Origin of the sequence: Planobispora longispora (assembly GCF_016863135.1) — a bacterium.
Taxonomy (GTDB): Bacteria; Actinomycetota; Actinomycetes; order Streptosporangiales; family Streptosporangiaceae; genus Planobispora; species Planobispora longispora.
This window is the reverse complement of the sequence record NZ_BOOH01000059.1, coordinates 14,080-30,650: the sequence shown is the minus strand read 5'-3', so window position 1 is coordinate 30,650 and position 16,571 is coordinate 14,080. Positions and strand designations below refer to the sequence as shown.

At 71.6% G+C, this 16,571-nt stretch carries 14 protein-coding genes; 4 read left to right on the top strand and 10 right to left on the bottom strand.

Features of this window, described 5'->3' with window-relative positions; translation table 11 throughout:
- Window positions 1–83 precede the first annotated feature (83 nt).
- Complete coding sequence (locus tag Plo01_RS34160; protein ID WP_203894897.1) at window positions 84–554, top strand: Lrp/AsnC family transcriptional regulator; 471 nt, start codon at window positions 84–86, stop codon at window positions 552–554.
- An 18-nt stretch (window positions 555–572) separates the two neighbouring features.
- Here the strand turns inward: Plo01_RS34160 and Plo01_RS34155 are convergent, their stop codons facing one another.
- From Plo01_RS34155 to Plo01_RS34145, 3 genes are all read right to left on the bottom strand, one after another.
- Window positions 573–1,355, bottom strand: coding sequence for an enoyl-CoA hydratase/isomerase family protein (locus Plo01_RS34155; RefSeq protein WP_203894896.1), 783 nt, complete (start codon window positions 1,353–1,355; stop codon window positions 573–575).
- Window positions 1,356–1,401: 46 nt separating this feature from the next.
- Window positions 1,402–2,316, bottom strand: a complete 915-nt coding sequence (locus tag Plo01_RS34150; RefSeq protein ID WP_203894895.1) for an alpha/beta hydrolase — start codon at window positions 2,314–2,316, stop codon at window positions 1,402–1,404.
- Window positions 2,317–2,427: 111 nt separating this feature from the next.
- A complete protein-coding gene (locus Plo01_RS34145) occupies window positions 2,428–3,114 on the bottom strand; it encodes a gamma-glutamyl-gamma-aminobutyrate hydrolase family protein (RefSeq protein WP_203894894.1) in 687 nt (228 codons plus the stop codon).
- Between the two features lie 552 nt (window positions 3,115–3,666).
- Between Plo01_RS34145 and Plo01_RS34140 the strand changes: the two genes are divergently transcribed.
- Together Plo01_RS34140 and Plo01_RS34135 are read left to right on the top strand one after the other, a co-directional pair.
- The gene (locus Plo01_RS34140; RefSeq protein WP_203894893.1) at window positions 3,667–4,782 is read left to right on the top strand and encodes a globin domain-containing protein; all 1,116 of its coding nucleotides are present in this window, start codon (window positions 3,667–3,669) and stop codon (window positions 4,780–4,782) included.
- 129 nt (window positions 4,783–4,911) lie between these two features.
- The gene (locus Plo01_RS34135) at window positions 4,912–5,991 is read left to right on the top strand and encodes a WD40/YVTN/BNR-like repeat-containing protein (RefSeq protein WP_203894892.1); all 1,080 of its coding nucleotides are present in this window, start codon (window positions 4,912–4,914) and stop codon (window positions 5,989–5,991) included.
- 169 nt (window positions 5,992–6,160) lie between these two features.
- Here the strand turns inward: Plo01_RS34135 and thyX are convergent, their stop codons facing one another.
- The 6 genes from thyX to Plo01_RS34105 all read right to left on the bottom strand — a co-directional run bounded on the left by thyX (window position 6,161) and on the right by Plo01_RS34105 (window position 14,297).
- Window positions 6,161–7,852 (bottom strand): FAD-dependent thymidylate synthase, encoded by a 1,692-nt coding sequence (gene thyX, locus Plo01_RS34130; protein ID WP_239317623.1) that lies wholly within the window; start codon window positions 7,850–7,852, stop codon window positions 6,161–6,163.
- A 104-nt stretch (window positions 7,853–7,956) separates the two neighbouring features.
- The gene (locus Plo01_RS34125; protein WP_203894890.1) at window positions 7,957–8,739 is read right to left on the bottom strand and encodes an ABC transporter permease; all 783 of its coding nucleotides are present in this window, start codon (window positions 8,737–8,739) and stop codon (window positions 7,957–7,959) included.
- Between the two features lie 3 nt (window positions 8,740–8,742).
- Window positions 8,743–9,633 carry an ATP-binding cassette domain-containing protein gene (locus Plo01_RS34120; protein ID WP_239317617.1) on the bottom strand — a complete coding sequence of 297 codons (891 nt, stop codon included), beginning with the start codon at window positions 9,631–9,633 and terminating at the stop codon, window positions 8,743–8,745.
- A 58-nt stretch (window positions 9,634–9,691) separates the two neighbouring features.
- Window positions 9,692–10,876 (bottom strand): amidohydrolase family protein, encoded by a 1,185-nt coding sequence (locus Plo01_RS34115; protein WP_203894889.1) that lies wholly within the window; start codon window positions 10,874–10,876, stop codon window positions 9,692–9,694.
- A 99-nt stretch (window positions 10,877–10,975) separates the two neighbouring features.
- Window positions 10,976–13,132, bottom strand: coding sequence for an anthranilate synthase component I (locus Plo01_RS34110; RefSeq protein WP_203894888.1), 2,157 nt, complete (start codon window positions 13,130–13,132; stop codon window positions 10,976–10,978).
- Between the two features lie 214 nt (window positions 13,133–13,346).
- Window positions 13,347–14,297 (bottom strand): TetR/AcrR family transcriptional regulator C-terminal domain-containing protein, encoded by a 951-nt coding sequence (locus tag Plo01_RS34105; RefSeq protein WP_203894887.1) that lies wholly within the window; start codon window positions 14,295–14,297, stop codon window positions 13,347–13,349.
- Window positions 14,298–14,414: 117 nt separating this feature from the next.
- Between Plo01_RS34105 and Plo01_RS34100 the strand changes: the two genes are divergently transcribed.
- Window positions 14,415–15,599, top strand: coding sequence for an FAD-dependent monooxygenase (locus tag Plo01_RS34100; protein ID WP_203894886.1), 1,185 nt, complete (start codon window positions 14,415–14,417; stop codon window positions 15,597–15,599).
- A 52-nt stretch (window positions 15,600–15,651) separates the two neighbouring features.
- Here Plo01_RS34100 and Plo01_RS34095 read toward each other — a convergent pair whose 3' ends face one another.
- Window positions 15,652–16,413, bottom strand: a complete 762-nt coding sequence (locus Plo01_RS34095; protein ID WP_203894885.1) for an SGNH/GDSL hydrolase family protein — start codon at window positions 16,411–16,413, stop codon at window positions 15,652–15,654.
- Between the last annotated feature and the right edge of the window lie 158 nt (window positions 16,414–16,571).

Genomic DNA, 16,571 nt, shown 5'->3' with positions numbered 1-16,571 from the left:
TCGATCGGTGACACGGGCAGAAGGTAGCCAGCTGATCGCTTCATTGGGCGGTCAGCCGAACGAATGATTAGAATCAGGGCAGAATGGCCGCCGTGGATGAACTTGATGCGGAAATCATCCGGCTTCTCCAGACGGATGCGCGGCAGTCGAACCGCGAGCTCGCCCGCACCCTGGGCGTCGCCCCATCGACCTGCCTGGAGCGGGTCCGCGCGCTCACCCGGCGGGGCGTGATCCGCGGCTATCACGCCGACATCGACCACGCCGCGCTCAACCGGAGCGTCCAGGCCATGGTCTCGGTCCAGGTCCGCCCGCTGAGCCGGACCGTGATCGAGACGTTCAAGGACTCCGTCAGCCGCCTGCCCCAGGTGCTGAGCGTCTTCGTGCTGGCCGGCGGCGACGACTTCCTGCTCCACGTCGCCGTGCAGGACCTGGACCACCTGCACGGCTTCCTGCTCGACGAGCTCAGCCAGCGCCGCGAGATCTCCGGGTTCCGCACCTCCGTGATCTTCCAGAGGGTGCAGAACTCGGTGATCGACCGCCTGCCCGACCCCTGAGGCGCGGCCCGGCCGCCGTCAGGTGAAGCGCGGGGGACGCTTCTCCCGTACGGCCCGCACGCCCTCGGTCACGTCCGGGCCGGTGAAGCCGAGGAACTCCATCGCCAGGGAGGCGTCGAAGGACGGCCCGGCCATCCGGAGCCAGTTGTTCAGGGAGTATTTGGTCAGGCGGATCGCCTCGGCCGACCCCGCCGCCAGGCGGGAGGCGATCTCCAGGGCCCTCTCGTGCACCTGGTCGTCGTCGACGCAGAGACTGACCAGGCCCATCGCCTCGGCCTGCGCGCCGGTGACCGGCTCGCACAGCAGCAGGTGGTACTTGGCCTTGGCCAGGCCGCACAGGAGCGGCCAGACGATCGCCGCGTGGTCGCCCGCCGCGACGCCGAGCCGGGTGTGCCCGTCGATGATCTTCGCGTTCCGCCCGGCGACCGAGATGTCGGCCAGCAGCGCGACCGCGAGCCCGGCGCCGACCGCCGGGCCCTGGATCGCCGAGACGATCGGCTTGGAGCAGTTGAGCACGTTGTAGACGATGTCGCGGGCCTCGGTGAAGACGCGCATGCGCGTGGCGTGGTCGCGCATCATCTCCTCGATCATCGACAGGTCGCCGCCCGCGGAGAACGCCTCCCCCTCCCCCCGGATGACGACGGCGCGCACGGCGTCGTCGCGGTCCGCTTCGCGCCAGATCTCGGCCAGTTCGCGGTGGCCGGTCATGTCCACCGCGTTCAGCCTGCGCGGCTCGCTGATCACGATCCGGAGCACCCCGTCGGCCGCCCAGTCGACCTTCAGCTTCTCGTAGCCCTTCACCTGAGCCCGCCCTTCGTCCGATGAACGCCGTCCGCCCGGACACCCTTCACTTGAACGCCTCCTTCAGCCGCGCGGCGGCGTACTCGCGCGCCTCGACCGCCTGGTCGAAGAAGCCGGGCAGGCCGAAGAAGCCGTGGATGGCCCCGGCGTAGCGCCGCAGTTCCACCGGGACCCCGGCCGCGGCGAGCTGGGCGGCGTAGCTCTCGCCCTCGTCGCACAGCGGGTCGCACTCGGCGGTGATCACCGTCGCGGGGGCGAGGCCCGCCTTGTCGGCCAGGCGGAGCGGGGCCAGCCGGGGATCGGCGGGATCCCCGCCGTACTGCGCGGCGAACCAGGCCATCTCGTCGGCGCCGAGGCCGAACCCGGTGGCGTAGGCGCGGTAGCTCGGGGTGTCCATCGCCACGTCGAGCACCGGGTAGACCAGCAGCTGGTGGGCCAGGCGGAGCCCGGCGTCCCTGGCCAGCCAGGCGGCGACGGCCGCGACGTTCCCGCCGGCGCTGTCGCCGCAGACCGCGATCCGCCGCGGGTCGGCGCCGTACGCCTCGGGCCGGGCGAAGACGTCCCGCACCGCGCTCCACGCGTCGTCGGCCGCGGCCGGAAAGGGGTGCTCGGGGGCGAGCCGGTAGTCCACCGAGACCACCACCGCCCCGTTGCGCGCGGCCAGGTCGCGGGCGAGGGCGTCGTTGCGGGCGACGCTGCCGAAGACCCACCCGCCGCCGTGGAAGTAGACGATCGCGGGCAGGGGACGGCCGTCCTCCTCGGGCCGGTAGATCCGGACCGGCACGCCGCCGGCGGTGTCGTCCCGCACGACCGGCAGCGGCACGGCCGGGCCGCGCTGCTCGGCGAACCCGTCCAGGGTCCGCATCTCGGCGATCATCCGGGGGGTGAGCTCGGACAGCGGGGTGCCGAGATCGGTGGGGAAGAGCTTCAGGTAGGCCTCGGCCTGGGGGTGCAGAGCCATGATCGCACCATACCCGTCACGAGCGCCCGGGACGGCGGGCGCCCCCGCGCCGACGCCCGCCGGACGTCCCGCCGCCGACGCCCGGCGGACACCTCCGCCCGGTCGCCGCGGTCAGCGGGCCGCCTCGACCAGCGCCTCGACGAGCCGGTTGTCCGCACCGCGCTCGGGATGCCACTGGACGCCCACGCAGAACCGGTGGCCCTGGAGCTCGATGCCCTCCACGATCTGGTCGTCGGCCCAGGCCACGGCGAGCAGGCCGGTGCCGAGCCGCTTGACGGCCTGCCGGTGCGGCGCGGTCACCTCGGCCTGGTCGCCGAGCGCCTTGCCCAGCTTGCTGGAGACGCTGATCTGGACGGTGTGGACGCGGCCGCCCTCCGCGTGCCGGTCGTGGTCGACCACGTCGGGCAGCCAGGGGATCAGCGAGCCGCCCTGGGAGACGTTGAGGACGTGCATGCCCCGGGCGACGGCCAGCAGCGGCAGGTCGGCCTCCACGGCCGCGCGGGCCAGGGCCAGCTCGAAGCGGTCGCGGTGGTGCTGGGGCTCCTCGGCCCGCTCCTCGGGGGCCGCGCCGTACAGGCCGGGATCGAGCTCGACGCCGCCGGCCAGGATGAGGCCGGACAGGCCGCGCGCGTAGTCGCCGGTCGCGGACAGGCCGAGCGGCGGCAGCAGGACCGGGGCGCCGCCCGCCTTCTCGACCGCGCGGGCGTACGCCGGAGGGGACAGAACGGCCTCCCGGACCCAGGTGCCCCATCGGGCGGCTTCGAGGTAGGAGGTGATACCGATCAGGGGTCGGGACATGCGATCTCCAGGGGCCGTGCGCAAGGTCGTGCCACCGGTGCCGGCGGCACCCCTCCCTCCAATAGCAATCCCATCATGGCGTACGCCATTTCCCCCATGTCACGTAACCCAAGTATCAGTGTCATCTCGTCGGGAACCGACCCCGATCGGCAGCGGGACGAGGTTGCGCCCCCGGACGCCGATTCCCGGCCGGGATTCCCGGCCGGGCGGCGATCGGAGCGGGAGCGGGCGACGGGCGGACGGCGACCGACAATGCTGACAATGGTTTTCAAAACTAAGTAAATCCAACCATTAGCCCGAATGTGATTTCTATTCACTTATCAAGCACCCGCCGCTAGAGCCTTGATTACCAAAAATAACTGCCCGACTACAGAGAGTTTGATCTCGCACCATATTGGAGGGAATCGGTTGTGACGCTCAGATAGTGATGGAAGACTCAAATTCGAGCGTTCCGGTGAGCCGGGGCTACCGGATGCTTATCACCCGGAGCTGTCAGGGAGGTGGATCTGCGAGGCTGGGCATCAATCCAGCCAATTAGGTGGGTTCTGGTACATGTCTTTGAATCCGCATCTCGTCAAGGAGAGCTTCGCCGTCATCGAGCCCGTCGCGGACAAGGCCGCGGCATACTTCTACGGCCGTCTGTTCGCGGAGAGCCCCCATCTGCGGGGGATGTTCCCGCCGGCCATGGACGTCCAGCGCGACCGCCTGTTCAGCGCGCTCACCAGGATCGTCTGGAGCCTCGACAGCCCGGACAGCCTGGAGGCGTTCCTCGGGCAGCTCGGCCGCGACCACCGCAAGTACGGAGTGATCGCCGAACACTACACCGCCGTCGGGAACGCGCTGCTGGCGACGGTCAGACGCTTCGCCGCCGAGGTCTGGAGCTCTGAGATCGAGTCGGCGTGGGTCGCCGCCTACACCGCCGCCGCCAACGCCATGATCGAGTCGGCCGAGGCCGACGCGGGGGTCTCCCCCGCCTGGTGGCTGGCCGAGGTGATCGACCACGAACGCCGCACCAGGGACATCGCGGTGATCACCTTGCGTCCCAGCCAGCGGATGCCGTTCCTGCCGGGGCAGTACGTCAACGTGCAGACCGCGCGCTGGCCCCGCGTCTGGCGGACGTTCTCCATCGCCAACGCGCCCCGCGAGGACAACACCATCCGCCTGCACGTCCGGTCCGTCCCGGGCGGCTGGGTCTCGACCGCGCTGGTCGACCACACCCGGATCGGCGACACCGTCATGCTCGGCCCCCCGGTCGGCATGATGACCCCCGCCGACACCGGCCGCGACATGTTGTGCGTGGCGGGCGGCACCGGGCTGGCCCCGCTCAAGGCGATCATCGAGCACGTGATCTCCTCGGGCCGGCGGCCCAACGTCCACCTGCTGTTCGGGGTCCGCCACACGCACGAGCTCTACGACCTTCCGGACCTGATCCGGATGGAGTCGAGCTTCCCCTGGCTGCGGGTCCTGCCCGTCGTCTCCGACGACCCGGGGTACGACGGGATGCGCGGCCGGGTCCCCGAGGTCATGGAGCGCTTCCACTCGTGGGCCGAGCACGACGTCTACGTCTGCGGCCCGCCCCCCATGGTCAACGAGACGGTCCGCCGGCTCCTGTGGAGCGGGGTCCCGCTGGCCAACATCCGCAGGGACATCGCATTGGGCGAGTTCTGACACCTCTCGGGGCCCCCTCCCCCGACCCCCTCCCGAAGAATCGTTCGAACACACGCCGCGTATCAGGTAATGCGTGCGAACCGCACGCCGGCGTGGAAGCATGGGAAGCCGGATTGAAGGGAGAAGAGCATGCGCGACGCACTCCTGGCAGTCGGCACCCGCAAAGGCCTGTTCCTTGCCCGCTCCACCGGAGGCGGCCCGTTCGAGGTCGAGCCGGTCCATTTCTCCACCATCGGGGTCCCCTCGGTGGCCATCGACACCCGCGGGCCCGTCCCCCGCCTCCTGGCCGGAATCGAATACGGCCACTTCGGCCCGTCCGTGATGTGGTCGGACGACCTCGGCGCGACCTGGCAGGAGGCCGAGGCGCCTCCCATCGCCTTCCCCGAGGAGACCGGCGCGGCACTGACCCGGGTCTGGCAGCTGACGCCCTCCCCGAGCGAGCCGGACGTGGTCTGGGCCGGCACCGAGCCGGGCGCGCTGTTCCGCTCCGAGGACGGCGGCGTCACCTACTCCCTCGTCGAGGGGTTGTGGAACCACCCGCACCGCGCCCAGTGGCAGCCCGGCGGCGGCGGGCTCTGCATGCACACCGTGCTGCCCCACCCGACCGACCCGAAGAGCATCGGCGTGGCCGTCTCCACCGGCGGCTTCTACCGCAGCACCGACGCGGGCGCCTCCTGGGAGGCCGCCAACCAGGGGATCCGCGCGCTGTTCCTGCCCGAGGGGTCGCAGTACCCGGAGTTCGGCCAGTGCGTGCACAAGGTCGCCGTGCACCCGTCCCGGCCTGAGCGCCTCTTCCTCCAGCACCACTTCGGCGTCTACCGCAGCGACGACTTCGGCGGCTCCTGGACCTCCATCGGCGACTCGCTCCCCTCCGACTTCGGCTTCCCCATCGTCGTCCACCCCGACCGGCCCGACACGGTCTACGTCTTCCCGCTCCAGGCCGACATGGACCGCACCCCCGTCGAGCACCGCTGCCGGGTCTTCCGCAGCGACGACGCGGGCGGGTCCTGGCAGCCGCTGAGCAAGGGCCTGCCGGAGGACCCGGTCCACGCCAGCGTGCTGCGCGACGCGATGACCGCCTCTTCCGCGGGCGTCTTCTTCGGCACCCGCGACGGCGAGGTGTACGGCTCCCGCGACGACGGCGAGACCTGGTCCCTGATCGCCCGGCACCTGCCCGACGTGCTGAGCGTCCGCGCGGCGCTGCTCTGACCCCACCGCCCCGGCCGGGGATCGGGCGCGCCTCCCACCCCCGGGGACCGGAGATCATCCGGTCCCCGGGGCTCCCGCACGGGGAAGGCGTCCGGCGGCCGTGGAGTCCGGGGCCGCAGGGCCCGAGGCCGCGGATTCCACGGCCGCGCGCCGGATGACCGGGTGACCGTCAGGGGGCGACGCGGCCGTTGGCCACGAACGCCGCGTGGGTGAGCGGCATCAGCCCCGCCCAGGCGGCCTCCATCTTCTCGGCCACCATCTCGATCTCCCGCTGCGGGAACGACGGCACCTTCGCCTGCTCGTTCTTGGTCCGCAGGGACAGGAAGTGCATCAGCGAGCGGGCGTTGCAGGTGGCGTACATCGACGAGAACAGCCCGACCGGCAGTACGGCCCTGGCCACCTCGCGGGCGATCCCGGCCTCCAGCATCTCCTGGTAGGCGGCGTACGACTGCCGGTAGGCCGCCTCCATCGCCTCGGTCACCGTCTTGTGCTGCTCCTCGGTGCCCTCGACGAAGACGTACTTGCCCGGCCGCCCCTCCTGGACGAGCTTCCGCTCCTCGCCCGGAATGTAGAAATTAGGCTGAAGCTCGCGGTATCTCCCACTTTCCTCGTTGTACGAGTTGTGGACCACGATCCCGTTGGCGAGGAAGTTGTGCCACGGACCTTCGACCGACAGGTCGTAGGTCATCTCCTCGCCGTCCTCTTCGACCGAGACGATCGGATCGGGCTTCGCGACCGAGACTTTTCCGCCCCGTTTCGCCAGGGCCTGCTCGGAATCCGTCCTCTTTCGGTGACACGGCCGGCACGCGGGTGCCAGGTTGCGCTCATCGAGCGCTTTCAGCAGATCGGCAGCCACCGGAATGACATGATCAAGAGTAAGGTCTTCCCGCTGGAAACTACCGGAGCACAGATAGCAGGTGTCGGTCTCCTTGATGAGCCGCCCCCGTTGCATGGAAGTCCAGACGCCGATGCCGCGTCGCAGCGACGGAGGAACCAGAGCCTCAGACGGGCGCGGGGCGGTTCCGGCGACCATGAGAGCGTCCCCGGCTCTCAGTTCACCGGCCTTGCGCCAGCCATCCGGAGTGAGCACCGCATGGTCGACGGAGCACCTCAGGGACTTACCGCCGGCTGTGGTCAGGCGGATCAGCCGTTTGGCACCGGACTCCATGACGTCCACGATTTTCGCCCGTGACGCCAGCAGAGTCGTCTCGTCATAGCAACGCACATGGTTGCGGCGGACTGAGTCGAGTTTTCTCAACCTCTTGGAGGGATTCGCCGCCCTGAACGCGGCCACCGCCCTCTCGGCCGACTCTCTTGTCTCATGCGATCCCAGGTAGTGCATCCGACCCGCACACTTAACCTGAGCATTCCACTTCCCCGCCTTCGCGTGCCACGTCACGCCTCCGCCGGACCGGGGAATCGTGTCCTCTACACCGTGGTGCCAGAGCCGATACAACTCGGCGATCGTCCGCCTGCGGACGTGACCTCTCTCGCTCACGAGAGTGATCTCCGAGTCACCCGCCAGACACCACCCCACCCGGTGCCGGTGGAACTCGCGGAAGACGAAGATCGGGGCGCTGACGAAGAAGGTCATCGAGTTGTGCTCGAACGGGCTGCCGTGCCGGTCGCGCATCAGGTAGTTGATCAGCCCCTTGGACCGCTCGGGGTCCTTGCCGATCTCGTCCAGGGACTGCTCCCCCGCGGTGGACACCCGGGCCGCCCAGAGCACGTCGGTGTCCGAGGCGCTGTGCTTGACCAGTTCCACGGTCACGTCGTCGAGAAAACGCGGCTGACTTTCGTCCACGGCGGGAAACCTTCCGGTGTCGGGATCGGGGCCGCAGCAAAGCCTAGCGCCGATCACCGGCAACCATCAGTGATAAAGGCTAAGCAAAGAGTCACTTCCGCTGTGCCGGGACATATCTGTCGGCAGGTGCCTTACCTCGGCGACGTCGCCGTACGGCCCGTTCAGGTGATGTCGCGCCGGACCGTGGTGAGCGAGGCGACGACGGCGAAGACCAGGGCGTAGGCCACGAGCACCGAGGCGCCCGCCCAGGCGGGCAGCAGGTCGGCCTGGCCGAACCCGGTGTCGATCTGGACGGCGATCAGGCTCTGCGCCGCCCCGGACGGAGTGAACTTGCCCACTCCCTGCAGCGCGGGGATCGCCGTGAGCAGCGCCTCGATGACGAAGACCCAGACGATCGCGCCGACGATGGCCGCGATCTGGTTGCGGACCAGCGCGCCCAGGCCGATCCCGAACAGCGCGTACAGCGCCGAGGTGGCCACCACGCCGAGCATGATCCGGGGGATCCCGCCGTCGAGCAGGGCGACCTCACCCCCGGCGATCAGCACGGCCGGGATCACCGCCGCGGCGGTGAGCAGCAGGGAGGCGAGGCCGAACAGCACGCCCACCAGCAGCCCGGCGATCAGCTTCGCTGTCACGACCCGGCCGCGCCGGGGCGTGGTGAGGAAGGTGGTGGTGATCGTCTGGTAGCGGTACTCGCCGGTCATCATGATGATGCCGAGGACCATCACGAAGATCGACGATCCGGCGCCGGCGGTCCAGGCCGCCTGCTGGAACTCCAGGGTCTCCCTGCCCGGCAGGGCCGGGGCGCCCTGGCCGCCCTCCACCCCGGCGAACCCGATCGTCACGGCCAGGGTGATCCCGGTGAACAGGAGCATGACGAGGAGCATGATCCACCACAGCCGGGTGGTGAACAGCTTCTGCAGCTCGGAACGGACCAGTGCCACCGCTCACGCCTCTCTGGTCAGTTCCATGAAGATCTCCTGCAGGTCCGAGCGCTCCCGCACCAGCTCGGTGACCAGCACCCGCTCGTCCAGCACGGTCTGGCCGACGGCCTCGGCGTCGACGCCGTACACCCGCAGCACCCCGTCGCCGGGCCGCTCCACCCGGGCGCCCTTGGCCTCCAGCGCCGGCACGAGGCGGTCGGCCTCGGCGGCGTGGACCCGGACCGGACGCTCGCCGTTGCCGGTCAGCTCGGCCAGGGAGCCCTGGTGGACGAGCCGGCCGCGGGCGATGATGACCACGTTGTCGACGGTCTGCTGGACCTCGGCGAGCACGTGGCTGGAGACCAGCACGGCCACGCCCCGCTCGTGCGCGAGGTTGCGCAGGAATCCGCGGAGCCACTCGATCCCGGCGGGGTCGAGGCCGTTTGCCGGCTCGTCGAGGATGAGCACGCGCGGGTGGCCGAGCGTCGCGGTGCCCAGGGCCAGGCGCTGGCGCATGCCGAGGGAGAAGCCGCCGACGCGCTTGCGGGCCGCGTCGGCCAGCCCGACCTGTTCCAGCGCCTCGTCCGCGCGGCTCGCGGGCAGCCCGGCGGCGGTGCAGATCACCCGCAGGTGGTCGCGGGCGGTGCGGCCGGGATGGAAGCTGGTGGCTTCGAGCACCGCGCCGACCTCGGTGAGCGGCCGCTCCAGGGCGGTGTACGGCCGGCCGTCGACGAGGGCGGTGCCGCCGTCGGCGGTGACGAGCCCGAGCAGGCAGCGCAGCGTGGTGGTCTTGCCCGCCCCGTTCGGCCCGAGGTAGCCGGTGATCGTGCCGGCCGCGACGGAGAAGGAGACATCGTCGACGGCTCTCACCGGACCGAACGCCTTGGCCAGATTTCGGATCTCGATGGCAGTCATCACTTGGATTATCCGAACGCCCCGCAGCTCACGCCTCCTCCTGGAGGAGGAGATCCGATCACAGCCGGTAGAGGCGCCGGGCGTTGCCGGACCCGATCATGTGGGCCACCCGCGCCGCGTCGGAGGCGTTCCACTCTCCGGCGGCCAGCCGCTCCGCGAGGACCCCGGCCAGGGCGCGCCGGTGGTAGAGCGCGCCCAGGTGACAGGTCTCGGCGACCCCGCGGGCGCCGGAGCCGAACAGCTGCTTGTGGAAGGGGACGAGCTCCAGCAGCTCCGCCATGACGGCGGCCGACCCGGCCGCGGTGACCGGGAGCGCGGGACCGGCGTCCACGTAGACGTGCGGGAAGACGGCGGCGAGGCGGGCCGCCTGGCGGTGGAACGGGTAGCAGCCCAGCAGCACGACCGGCACGCCGATCGGCTGGAGCGCCCGGACGAAGCCCGCCAGCAGCGCCGGGTCGGCGCGGTGCGGGTCGCCGACGGGCCCGCCCTGGCCGGTGTGGAACCGCAGCGGCAGGCTCCGCTCCCGGGCCGCGTCCACGGCCGTCCAGAGCAGGTGGCGCAGGAGCACCGGGTCGGTGAGGAGTTCCTTGGGATCGGCCAGCCGCCGGTTGGCCGCCGCGATCACCGAGCCCCGGCTCGGCCGGGCCGGGTCGAGGTCCAGGCCGCACCGGTGGGCGACGACCGAGGCGAGGCCGGCGGCCCGGGCGGCCCGGGCGGCGAGCTCGGTCTCCAGGTCCGCGATGTAGGAGACCCCGGAGGAGGCGGCCCCGGCCACGTCCTCCTCGATCTGCTCGATCCGGGCGATCTCGTCGGCCGCCGTCCCGCCCAGCCTGCCCAGCTCGGCGGCCGAGAGCAGCTCGGCCCCGCCGCGCCCGGCGTCCGCCCCCGCGTCCACCAGGAAGGCCGCGACCCCGGCCGCGCCCAGCAGCCGCCGGTTGACCTCCGCCGGCCCCAGCTCGGAGCGGCGGGCCAGGTAGACCGCGGCGGGCGCGTGCGGGGCCAGGTCGAGGACCGGGGCGCACCAGCGGCGGATCGCCATGCCGAGAGGGGTGTCGAAATGGGTGGTCCCGGGCGGGGCGGGAGCGCCCGACTCGCTGATCAGCGGCTCGAACTGGGCCCGCACCAGGTCGTCACGGCGCACGCCGTGGCAGTGGTGGTCCACCAGCGGCGCCAGCAGGGCCTCCCGGACGGGATCGGGCAGCTGCTCCGGGAGGCCGGCGGACAGAGTGTCGTCCGGTCGCATCGGGGCTCCTCTCACACGTCTCACACGACCGCGGGCGGGCCGGCGAACCGGCCCGCCCGCGATCTCACGGCAGGAGCACTCTACGGCTACGGAACGTGATCACACTGTCGTTTCGCCCCGGGAGAGCCGCAGGACGTTGGCGATGATCTTCGCTCCGGCGCCGCCCTCGGCGGTGAGGATGGACTCGGGGTGGAACTGCACGGCGAAGCGGCGCCGTTCCACGTCCTCGATCGCCATGACCGCGCCGTCCGGGGTGAGGGCGGTGGAGGCGAAGCCGACGACCCCGGGCTGCTTGGCGTGGAGCGAGTGGTAGCGGGCGGCGGTGAACTCGTCGGGGAGCCCCTCCAGCAGCGCGCTGTCGCCCATCCGCTTGACCTGCCCGCGCTTGCCGTGCTCGGGGTAGGACAGCAGCTCCAGCGCGCCGCCCGCCTGCTCGACCATGCCCTGCAGGCCCAGGCAGACGCCGAAGACCGGCAGGCGCCGGGCGTAGAGCTCGCCGACCAGGGCGGGCAGGCCGAAGTCCGACGGCCAGCCGGGACCGGGCGAGAGCACCACGAGCGACGGCGCGATCTCGTCGAGCATCCCGATCGGGAAGCCGTGCCGGAGGGTGACGACCTCGGCGCCCTGCTGGCGGAAGTAGTCGGCCAGGGTGTTGACGAAGGAGTCCTCGTGGTCGACGAGGAGGACCTTCATGCCCTCGCCCGGCAGCTCTCCCGGGGACGCGGGCTCCGCCGCCTCCTCGGCCGCGGCCTCGTTCCTCCCCACCGCGGCCAGCGCGCCGAGCAGGGCGCTGGCCTTGAGCTCGGTCTCGCGCTCCTCGGCGTCGGGGTCGGAGTCGAACAGCAGCGTGGCTCCGGCCCGCACGGTGGCGACGCCGTTCCTGATCTGCGCGGTGCGCAGGGTCAGGCCGGTGTTCATCGAGCCGTCGAAGCCGATGTAGCCGACCGCGCCGCCGTACCAGCGGCGGGTGGTGGCCTCGTGGTCCTCGATGAACTGCATCGCCCAGCTCTTGGGCGCCCCGGTGACCGTGACGGCCCACATGTGGGTGAGGAAGGCGTCCAGCGCGTCGAACTCCGGCCGCAGGCGGCCCTCGATGTGGTCCACGGTGTGGATCAGCCGGGAGTACATCTCGATCTGTCGGCGGCCGATGACCTGGACGCTGCCGGGCACGCAGATGCGGGACTTGTCGTTGCGGTCCACGTCGGTGCACATGGTCAGCTCCGACTCCTCCTTGACGCTGGACAGGAGGGTGCGGATCGCATCGGCGTCCTCGACGGGGTTGCCGCCGCGGGCGATGGTGCCCGAGATCGGGCAGGTCTCGACCCGGTCGCCGCTGACCCGGACGTACATCTCCGGGGAGGCGCCGACCAGGTGCTCGCCCTCGCCGAGGTTGAACAGGAACTCGTAGGGCGCCGGATTGGCCTTGCGCAGGCCCCGGTAGAAGGCGGCCGGGTCGGTGCAGGCGGCGTGGAAGACCTGGCCGGGGACGACCTCGAACAGGTCGCCGCGGACGAACTTCTCCTTGGCCGCGGCCACGACCTTGGCGTAGGCGCCCCTGACCGGGTCGGCCGGGATCTCGGCGGGGGCCGCGGGCAGCGGGACGCTCTCGCCCTCGCGGGGCAGGCCGTGCGTGGAGGCGCCGCCCACGGTGAACTCGTAGCGGTACTCCTTGCTGGTCTCCCGCTTGCGGTCGATCACCATGATCCGGTCGGGCAGGTGCAGCACCAGGTCGCGCTGGTCGCCGGGCCGGGTCAGCACCTGCCGGATCGGCTCGAACTGGAAGGCCAGGTCGTAGCCGAAGGAGCCGTACAGGCCCAGGTGGTCGTCGACGCCCTTGAACGCGGCGATCACCTCGCGGATCGCGGTGAAGACCGTGGGGCGGCGGCTGCGCATCTCCTCGGGGAGGATCTCGCCGGACTCGGCGACGTGCACCTCGACGTGGTCGGCCGTCGGCTCCCCGGTGGGCTCGCCGGCGGCGAGCAGGCAGGAGGCGACGGCGGGCAGCACGACCCGGCCCCGGGCGTTCAGCGCGCGGGCGGAGATCCGGCGCCCCCGGGCCACGATCTCCAGGCAGGGGTCGACGTAGGCGAGATGCCATCGGCTGTAGCGGCCGGGATATTCCATCCCGGAGGAGAGGACCCCGCCGCGCCGCTCGCCCAGCGCGCTGACGACGTCGTCGAGGATGGTCTCCGGCACATCGGCCGTGGCGACCTCGACCCCGATGCCACCGGCGGTGGTATATCCGCTCGTCTCCACTGCTGTCTCGCCCCTTGTCGATTCCCTGACGCCCAGGGGGGCGGACGCAGAAAAGGCCGCCTCCCGGGGCGGCCGTCCGTCTGATCGCGTATGCGAAACCCGCGCCGCCTAGAAGCGGCGCCACCACTGAAGGGTATCGGAGGATCGCATGTGCGTCAGCGTACCGGTGCCCGACGTGATCAGGCAACGTGAACCGGCCGGGAGCGGCGCGCGGTCAGGTCCGCCCGATCAGTACGGCCAGGCCGTCGAGGAGGCCGCGCAGCCCGAACGAGAAGAGCGTGTCCAGGTCGAAGTCGAGGCCGGGCTGGGTGAAGGCGTGGGCCAGCACGGGGAACCGGCCGGAGGCGAACACCTCCGCGAAGGACGGTTCCTGTGTCCTGATCCACTCGTCCTCGTCGACGCCCGTGTCCTGCCGGGCCTCGGCCTCGGGTTCCAGATTGACGGCGATGCCCCGGACGTAGGCGGTCAGGACGGTGCCGATGTGCAGCGTCGTGTTCGCGTCGAGGCCGAGCCCGGAGACCGCGCGCATCGCCCACTCGGTGTGGGCCATCGCGTTGGGCACCAACATCGGGCGGGTGAAGGAGGCGACCTGCGCCAGCCAGGGGTGGCGGCGGTAGAGCTCCCACTGCAGGCGGGCGAGGAACTCCAGCTGGGCGCGCCAGCCCGGGGGCGGCGGGTCGGGCAGTTCGTCCTCGCCGTAGGCCAGGTCGGTCATGAGCAGGACCAGCTCGTCCTTGTCACGCACGTGCCGGTAGAGCGACATGGTGGCGACACCGAGTTCGGTGGCGAGGCGGCGCATCGACAGCGCCGCGATCCCCTCGGCGTCGGCGATCCGCACGGCGGCGCGGACGACACCCTCCCGTTCGTCCTCGTCCCCGCCGTTCCGCGCCGTCACGGGCCCGCCGGACCGGTCCCGGCGGGCGGTGGGAGCGGGAACGGGAACGGAAGGGACCGCCGGGGCGGCCACCACGGTGCCGACGCCGGGCACGGCCCGCACCAGTTCCCGGCGGCGCAGCTCGGCCAGGACCTTGCTGGCGGTGGCCATCGCCACCCCCCACCGCTGGGTGATCTGCCGGGTGGAGGGCACGCGGTCGCCGGGCCGCAGCTCCCCGGAGTCGATCCGGCGCCGGATGTCGGCCACGATGCGCAGGTAGGGCGGGGTCACACTAGTGCACTATAGCAGTGCACTAGTCAACCAATTCAAATATCCCTATTCATCTGCGGGTCTTCAGTGCGTACTCTGTACATCAGTACACCGTACAGTCGTATCGAGGGAGTCGCGATGGACGCGCTCATCTCCGGCGGCGGCATCGCCGGTCCCGCCCTGGCCCGCTGGCTGTGCCGTACCGGCTGCCGCGTCACCGTGGTCGAGCGGGCCCCCGCCCTCCGTCCGGGCGGCCAGGCCGTCGACTTCCGGGGCCGCGCCCACCTGGGCGTGCTGGAGCGGATGGGACTGCTGGAGGAGATCCGCCGCCGGCGGACCCGCATCGACGGGGTCACCTTCGTCGACGCCGCCGGGAGACCCCGGGCGCACATGTCCGCCGCGTTCATGAGCGGCGAGCTCGAGATCTTCCGCGGCGACCTGAGCCGCATCCTCTACGAGGCGACCCGGGACGACGTCGAGTACGTCTTCGACGACTCGATCACCTCCCTGGCCCAGACCTCCGAGAGGGTACGGGTGACCTTCGAGCGCGGCGCCTCCCGCGGCTTCGACCTGGTCGTCGGCGCCGACGGCATCCGCTCCGCCGTGCGCGGGCTGGCGTTCGGCCCGGACGGCGCGGGCGAGCTGCGCCACCTGGGGCTGTACGGCGCGAGCTTCTCCGTCCCGGCCCGCCCCGGCCTGCGCGGCCGCGGGCTGATGTTCAGCGTCCCCGGCAAGTGCGCGGGCGTCTACGACTACGGCGACCGGACCGTGGGCACCCTCGACTTCGCCTCCCCGGTCCTCGACGTCGACCACCGCGACCCCGCCGCGCAGCGCCGCCTGCTCTCCGGCGTCTTCGCCGGAGAGGGCTGGCACGTCCCCGAGCTGCTGGAGGCTATGGAGCGGGCCCCCGACTTCTTCTTCGACTCCGCCGCCCAGCTCCGCCTGGAGCGCTACTCCGCCGGCCGGGTCGTGCTGCTCGGCGACGCCGCCCACGGTCCCGGCCCCGGCGGCATGGGCACCGGCCTGGCCGTCGTCGGCGCCTACGTCCTGGCCGGCGAGCTGGCCGCGGCCCGCGGCGATCACCGGACCGCCTTCGCCCGCTACGAGCGGCGGATGCGGCCCTACGCCGCCGCCTGCCAGAAGCAGGCCGAGGGAGCCGACAGGTTCCTGGTGCCGCGGAAGCGCTCCCAGATCCGGATGCGCGACCTGAGCTTCCGGATGCTCTCCCACCTGTCGGGCAAGGGGATCATCAACCGGATGACCACCAAGGTCGCCGACTCCATCGCCCTCGAGGACTACCCGCTGGGCCTCGTCCGCGGGTGAGGGGTCGCCACGCGGGCGGCCCCGCCGCGGCCGGGTCCTCGCCGCCGGAGCCTCAGCCCAGGGGGGTCAGGTCGGGCCGCTTGGCGTTGAGGCCGTCGCCGGAGGAACGGCCGTGCAGGCGCCGGTTGATCCAGGGCCCCAGGAAGGTCCGCGCCCAGCGCAGGTCCTCCTTGCGCGCCTCGGTCCACACCGCCGGGACCAGCGGCGGGTACGGCTCCCGCCAGTCCTCCTCCGCCGCCAGCCCGAGGGCCTCGGCGGCGCGCAGCGCGATCCTGCGGTGGCCGTCGGCCGACAGGTGGAGCCGGTCGTCGCTCCACGCCCGGCGGTCGCGCAGCACGCCCATCGCCCACAGGTCCACGAGCGTGCACCCGTGGCGGCGCGCGATGTCGTGGATGTGCAGGTTGTAGATCGCGATCTTCTGGTGGACCAGGCGCATCACCGGGACCTGCCGGAGGTCGAAGCCGGTGAAGACCATGACCCGGGCGCCGGTGCCGCGCAGCCGGCCCACGGCGGTGTCCAGCAGCCCGGCGATCGCGTCGGGGTCGCCGCCCGGGCGCAGGATGTCGTTGCCTCCGGCGCACAACGAGATCAGGTCGGGCGCGAGTTCCTCGGCCTGCGGAACCTGCTCGTCCAGGATCTGCCGGATGAGGCGGCCCCGGACCGCGAGGTTGGCGTAGCGCAGCTCCGGCGCGTCGGCGGCCAGCCGCTCCGCCAGCCGGTCGGCCCAGCCCCGGTAGCGGTCGCCGGAGATGTGGTCGTTCAAGCCCTCGGTGAAGCTGTCCCCAAGAGCGACATACGAGGTGATCACTGACATGTCGCGACAGTCTGCCGCGCCGACCGCCCCCTACGCGACCGTAATAAGCCCGCGGACCGCGCGCGGCCGGAACCCGGGACGCCGGGCGGCGCTTGACGGTAATGGCCTAACTAAAAGCGAAAAATGACACTCATCACACCGCGGGCGCTGGCCAAAGC

What these genes read in the sequence shown, in the direction of transcription:
- Plo01_RS34145 (WP_203894894.1), bottom strand. Translation starts at nt 3,114, where the DNA reads ATGTCCCGACCCCTGATCGGTATCACCTCCTACCTCGAAGCCGCCCGA.
- Plo01_RS34100 (WP_203894886.1), top strand. Translation starts at nt 14,415, where the DNA reads ATGGACGCGCTCATCTCCGGCGGCGGCATCGCCGGTCCCGCCCTGGCC.
- Plo01_RS34150 (WP_203894895.1), bottom strand. Translation starts at nt 2,316, where the DNA reads ATGGCTCTGCACCCCCAGGCCGAGGCCTACCTGAAGCTCTTCCCCACC.
- Plo01_RS34115 (WP_203894889.1), bottom strand. Translation starts at nt 10,876, where the DNA reads ATGCGACCGGACGACACTCTGTCCGCCGGCCTCCCGGAGCAGCTGCCC.
- Plo01_RS34135 (WP_203894892.1), top strand. Translation starts at nt 4,912, where the DNA reads ATGCGCGACGCACTCCTGGCAGTCGGCACCCGCAAAGGCCTGTTCCTT.
- Plo01_RS34140 (WP_203894893.1), top strand. Translation starts at nt 3,667, where the DNA reads ATGTCTTTGAATCCGCATCTCGTCAAGGAGAGCTTCGCCGTCATCGAG.
- Plo01_RS34095 (WP_203894885.1), bottom strand. Translation starts at nt 16,413, where the DNA reads ATGTCAGTGATCACCTCGTATGTCGCTCTTGGGGACAGCTTCACCGAG.
- Plo01_RS34160 (WP_203894897.1), top strand. Translation starts at nt 84, where the DNA reads ATGGCCGCCGTGGATGAACTTGATGCGGAAATCATCCGGCTTCTCCAG.
- Plo01_RS34120 (WP_239317617.1), bottom strand. Translation starts at nt 9,633, where the DNA reads ATGACTGCCATCGAGATCCGAAATCTGGCCAAGGCGTTCGGTCCGGTG.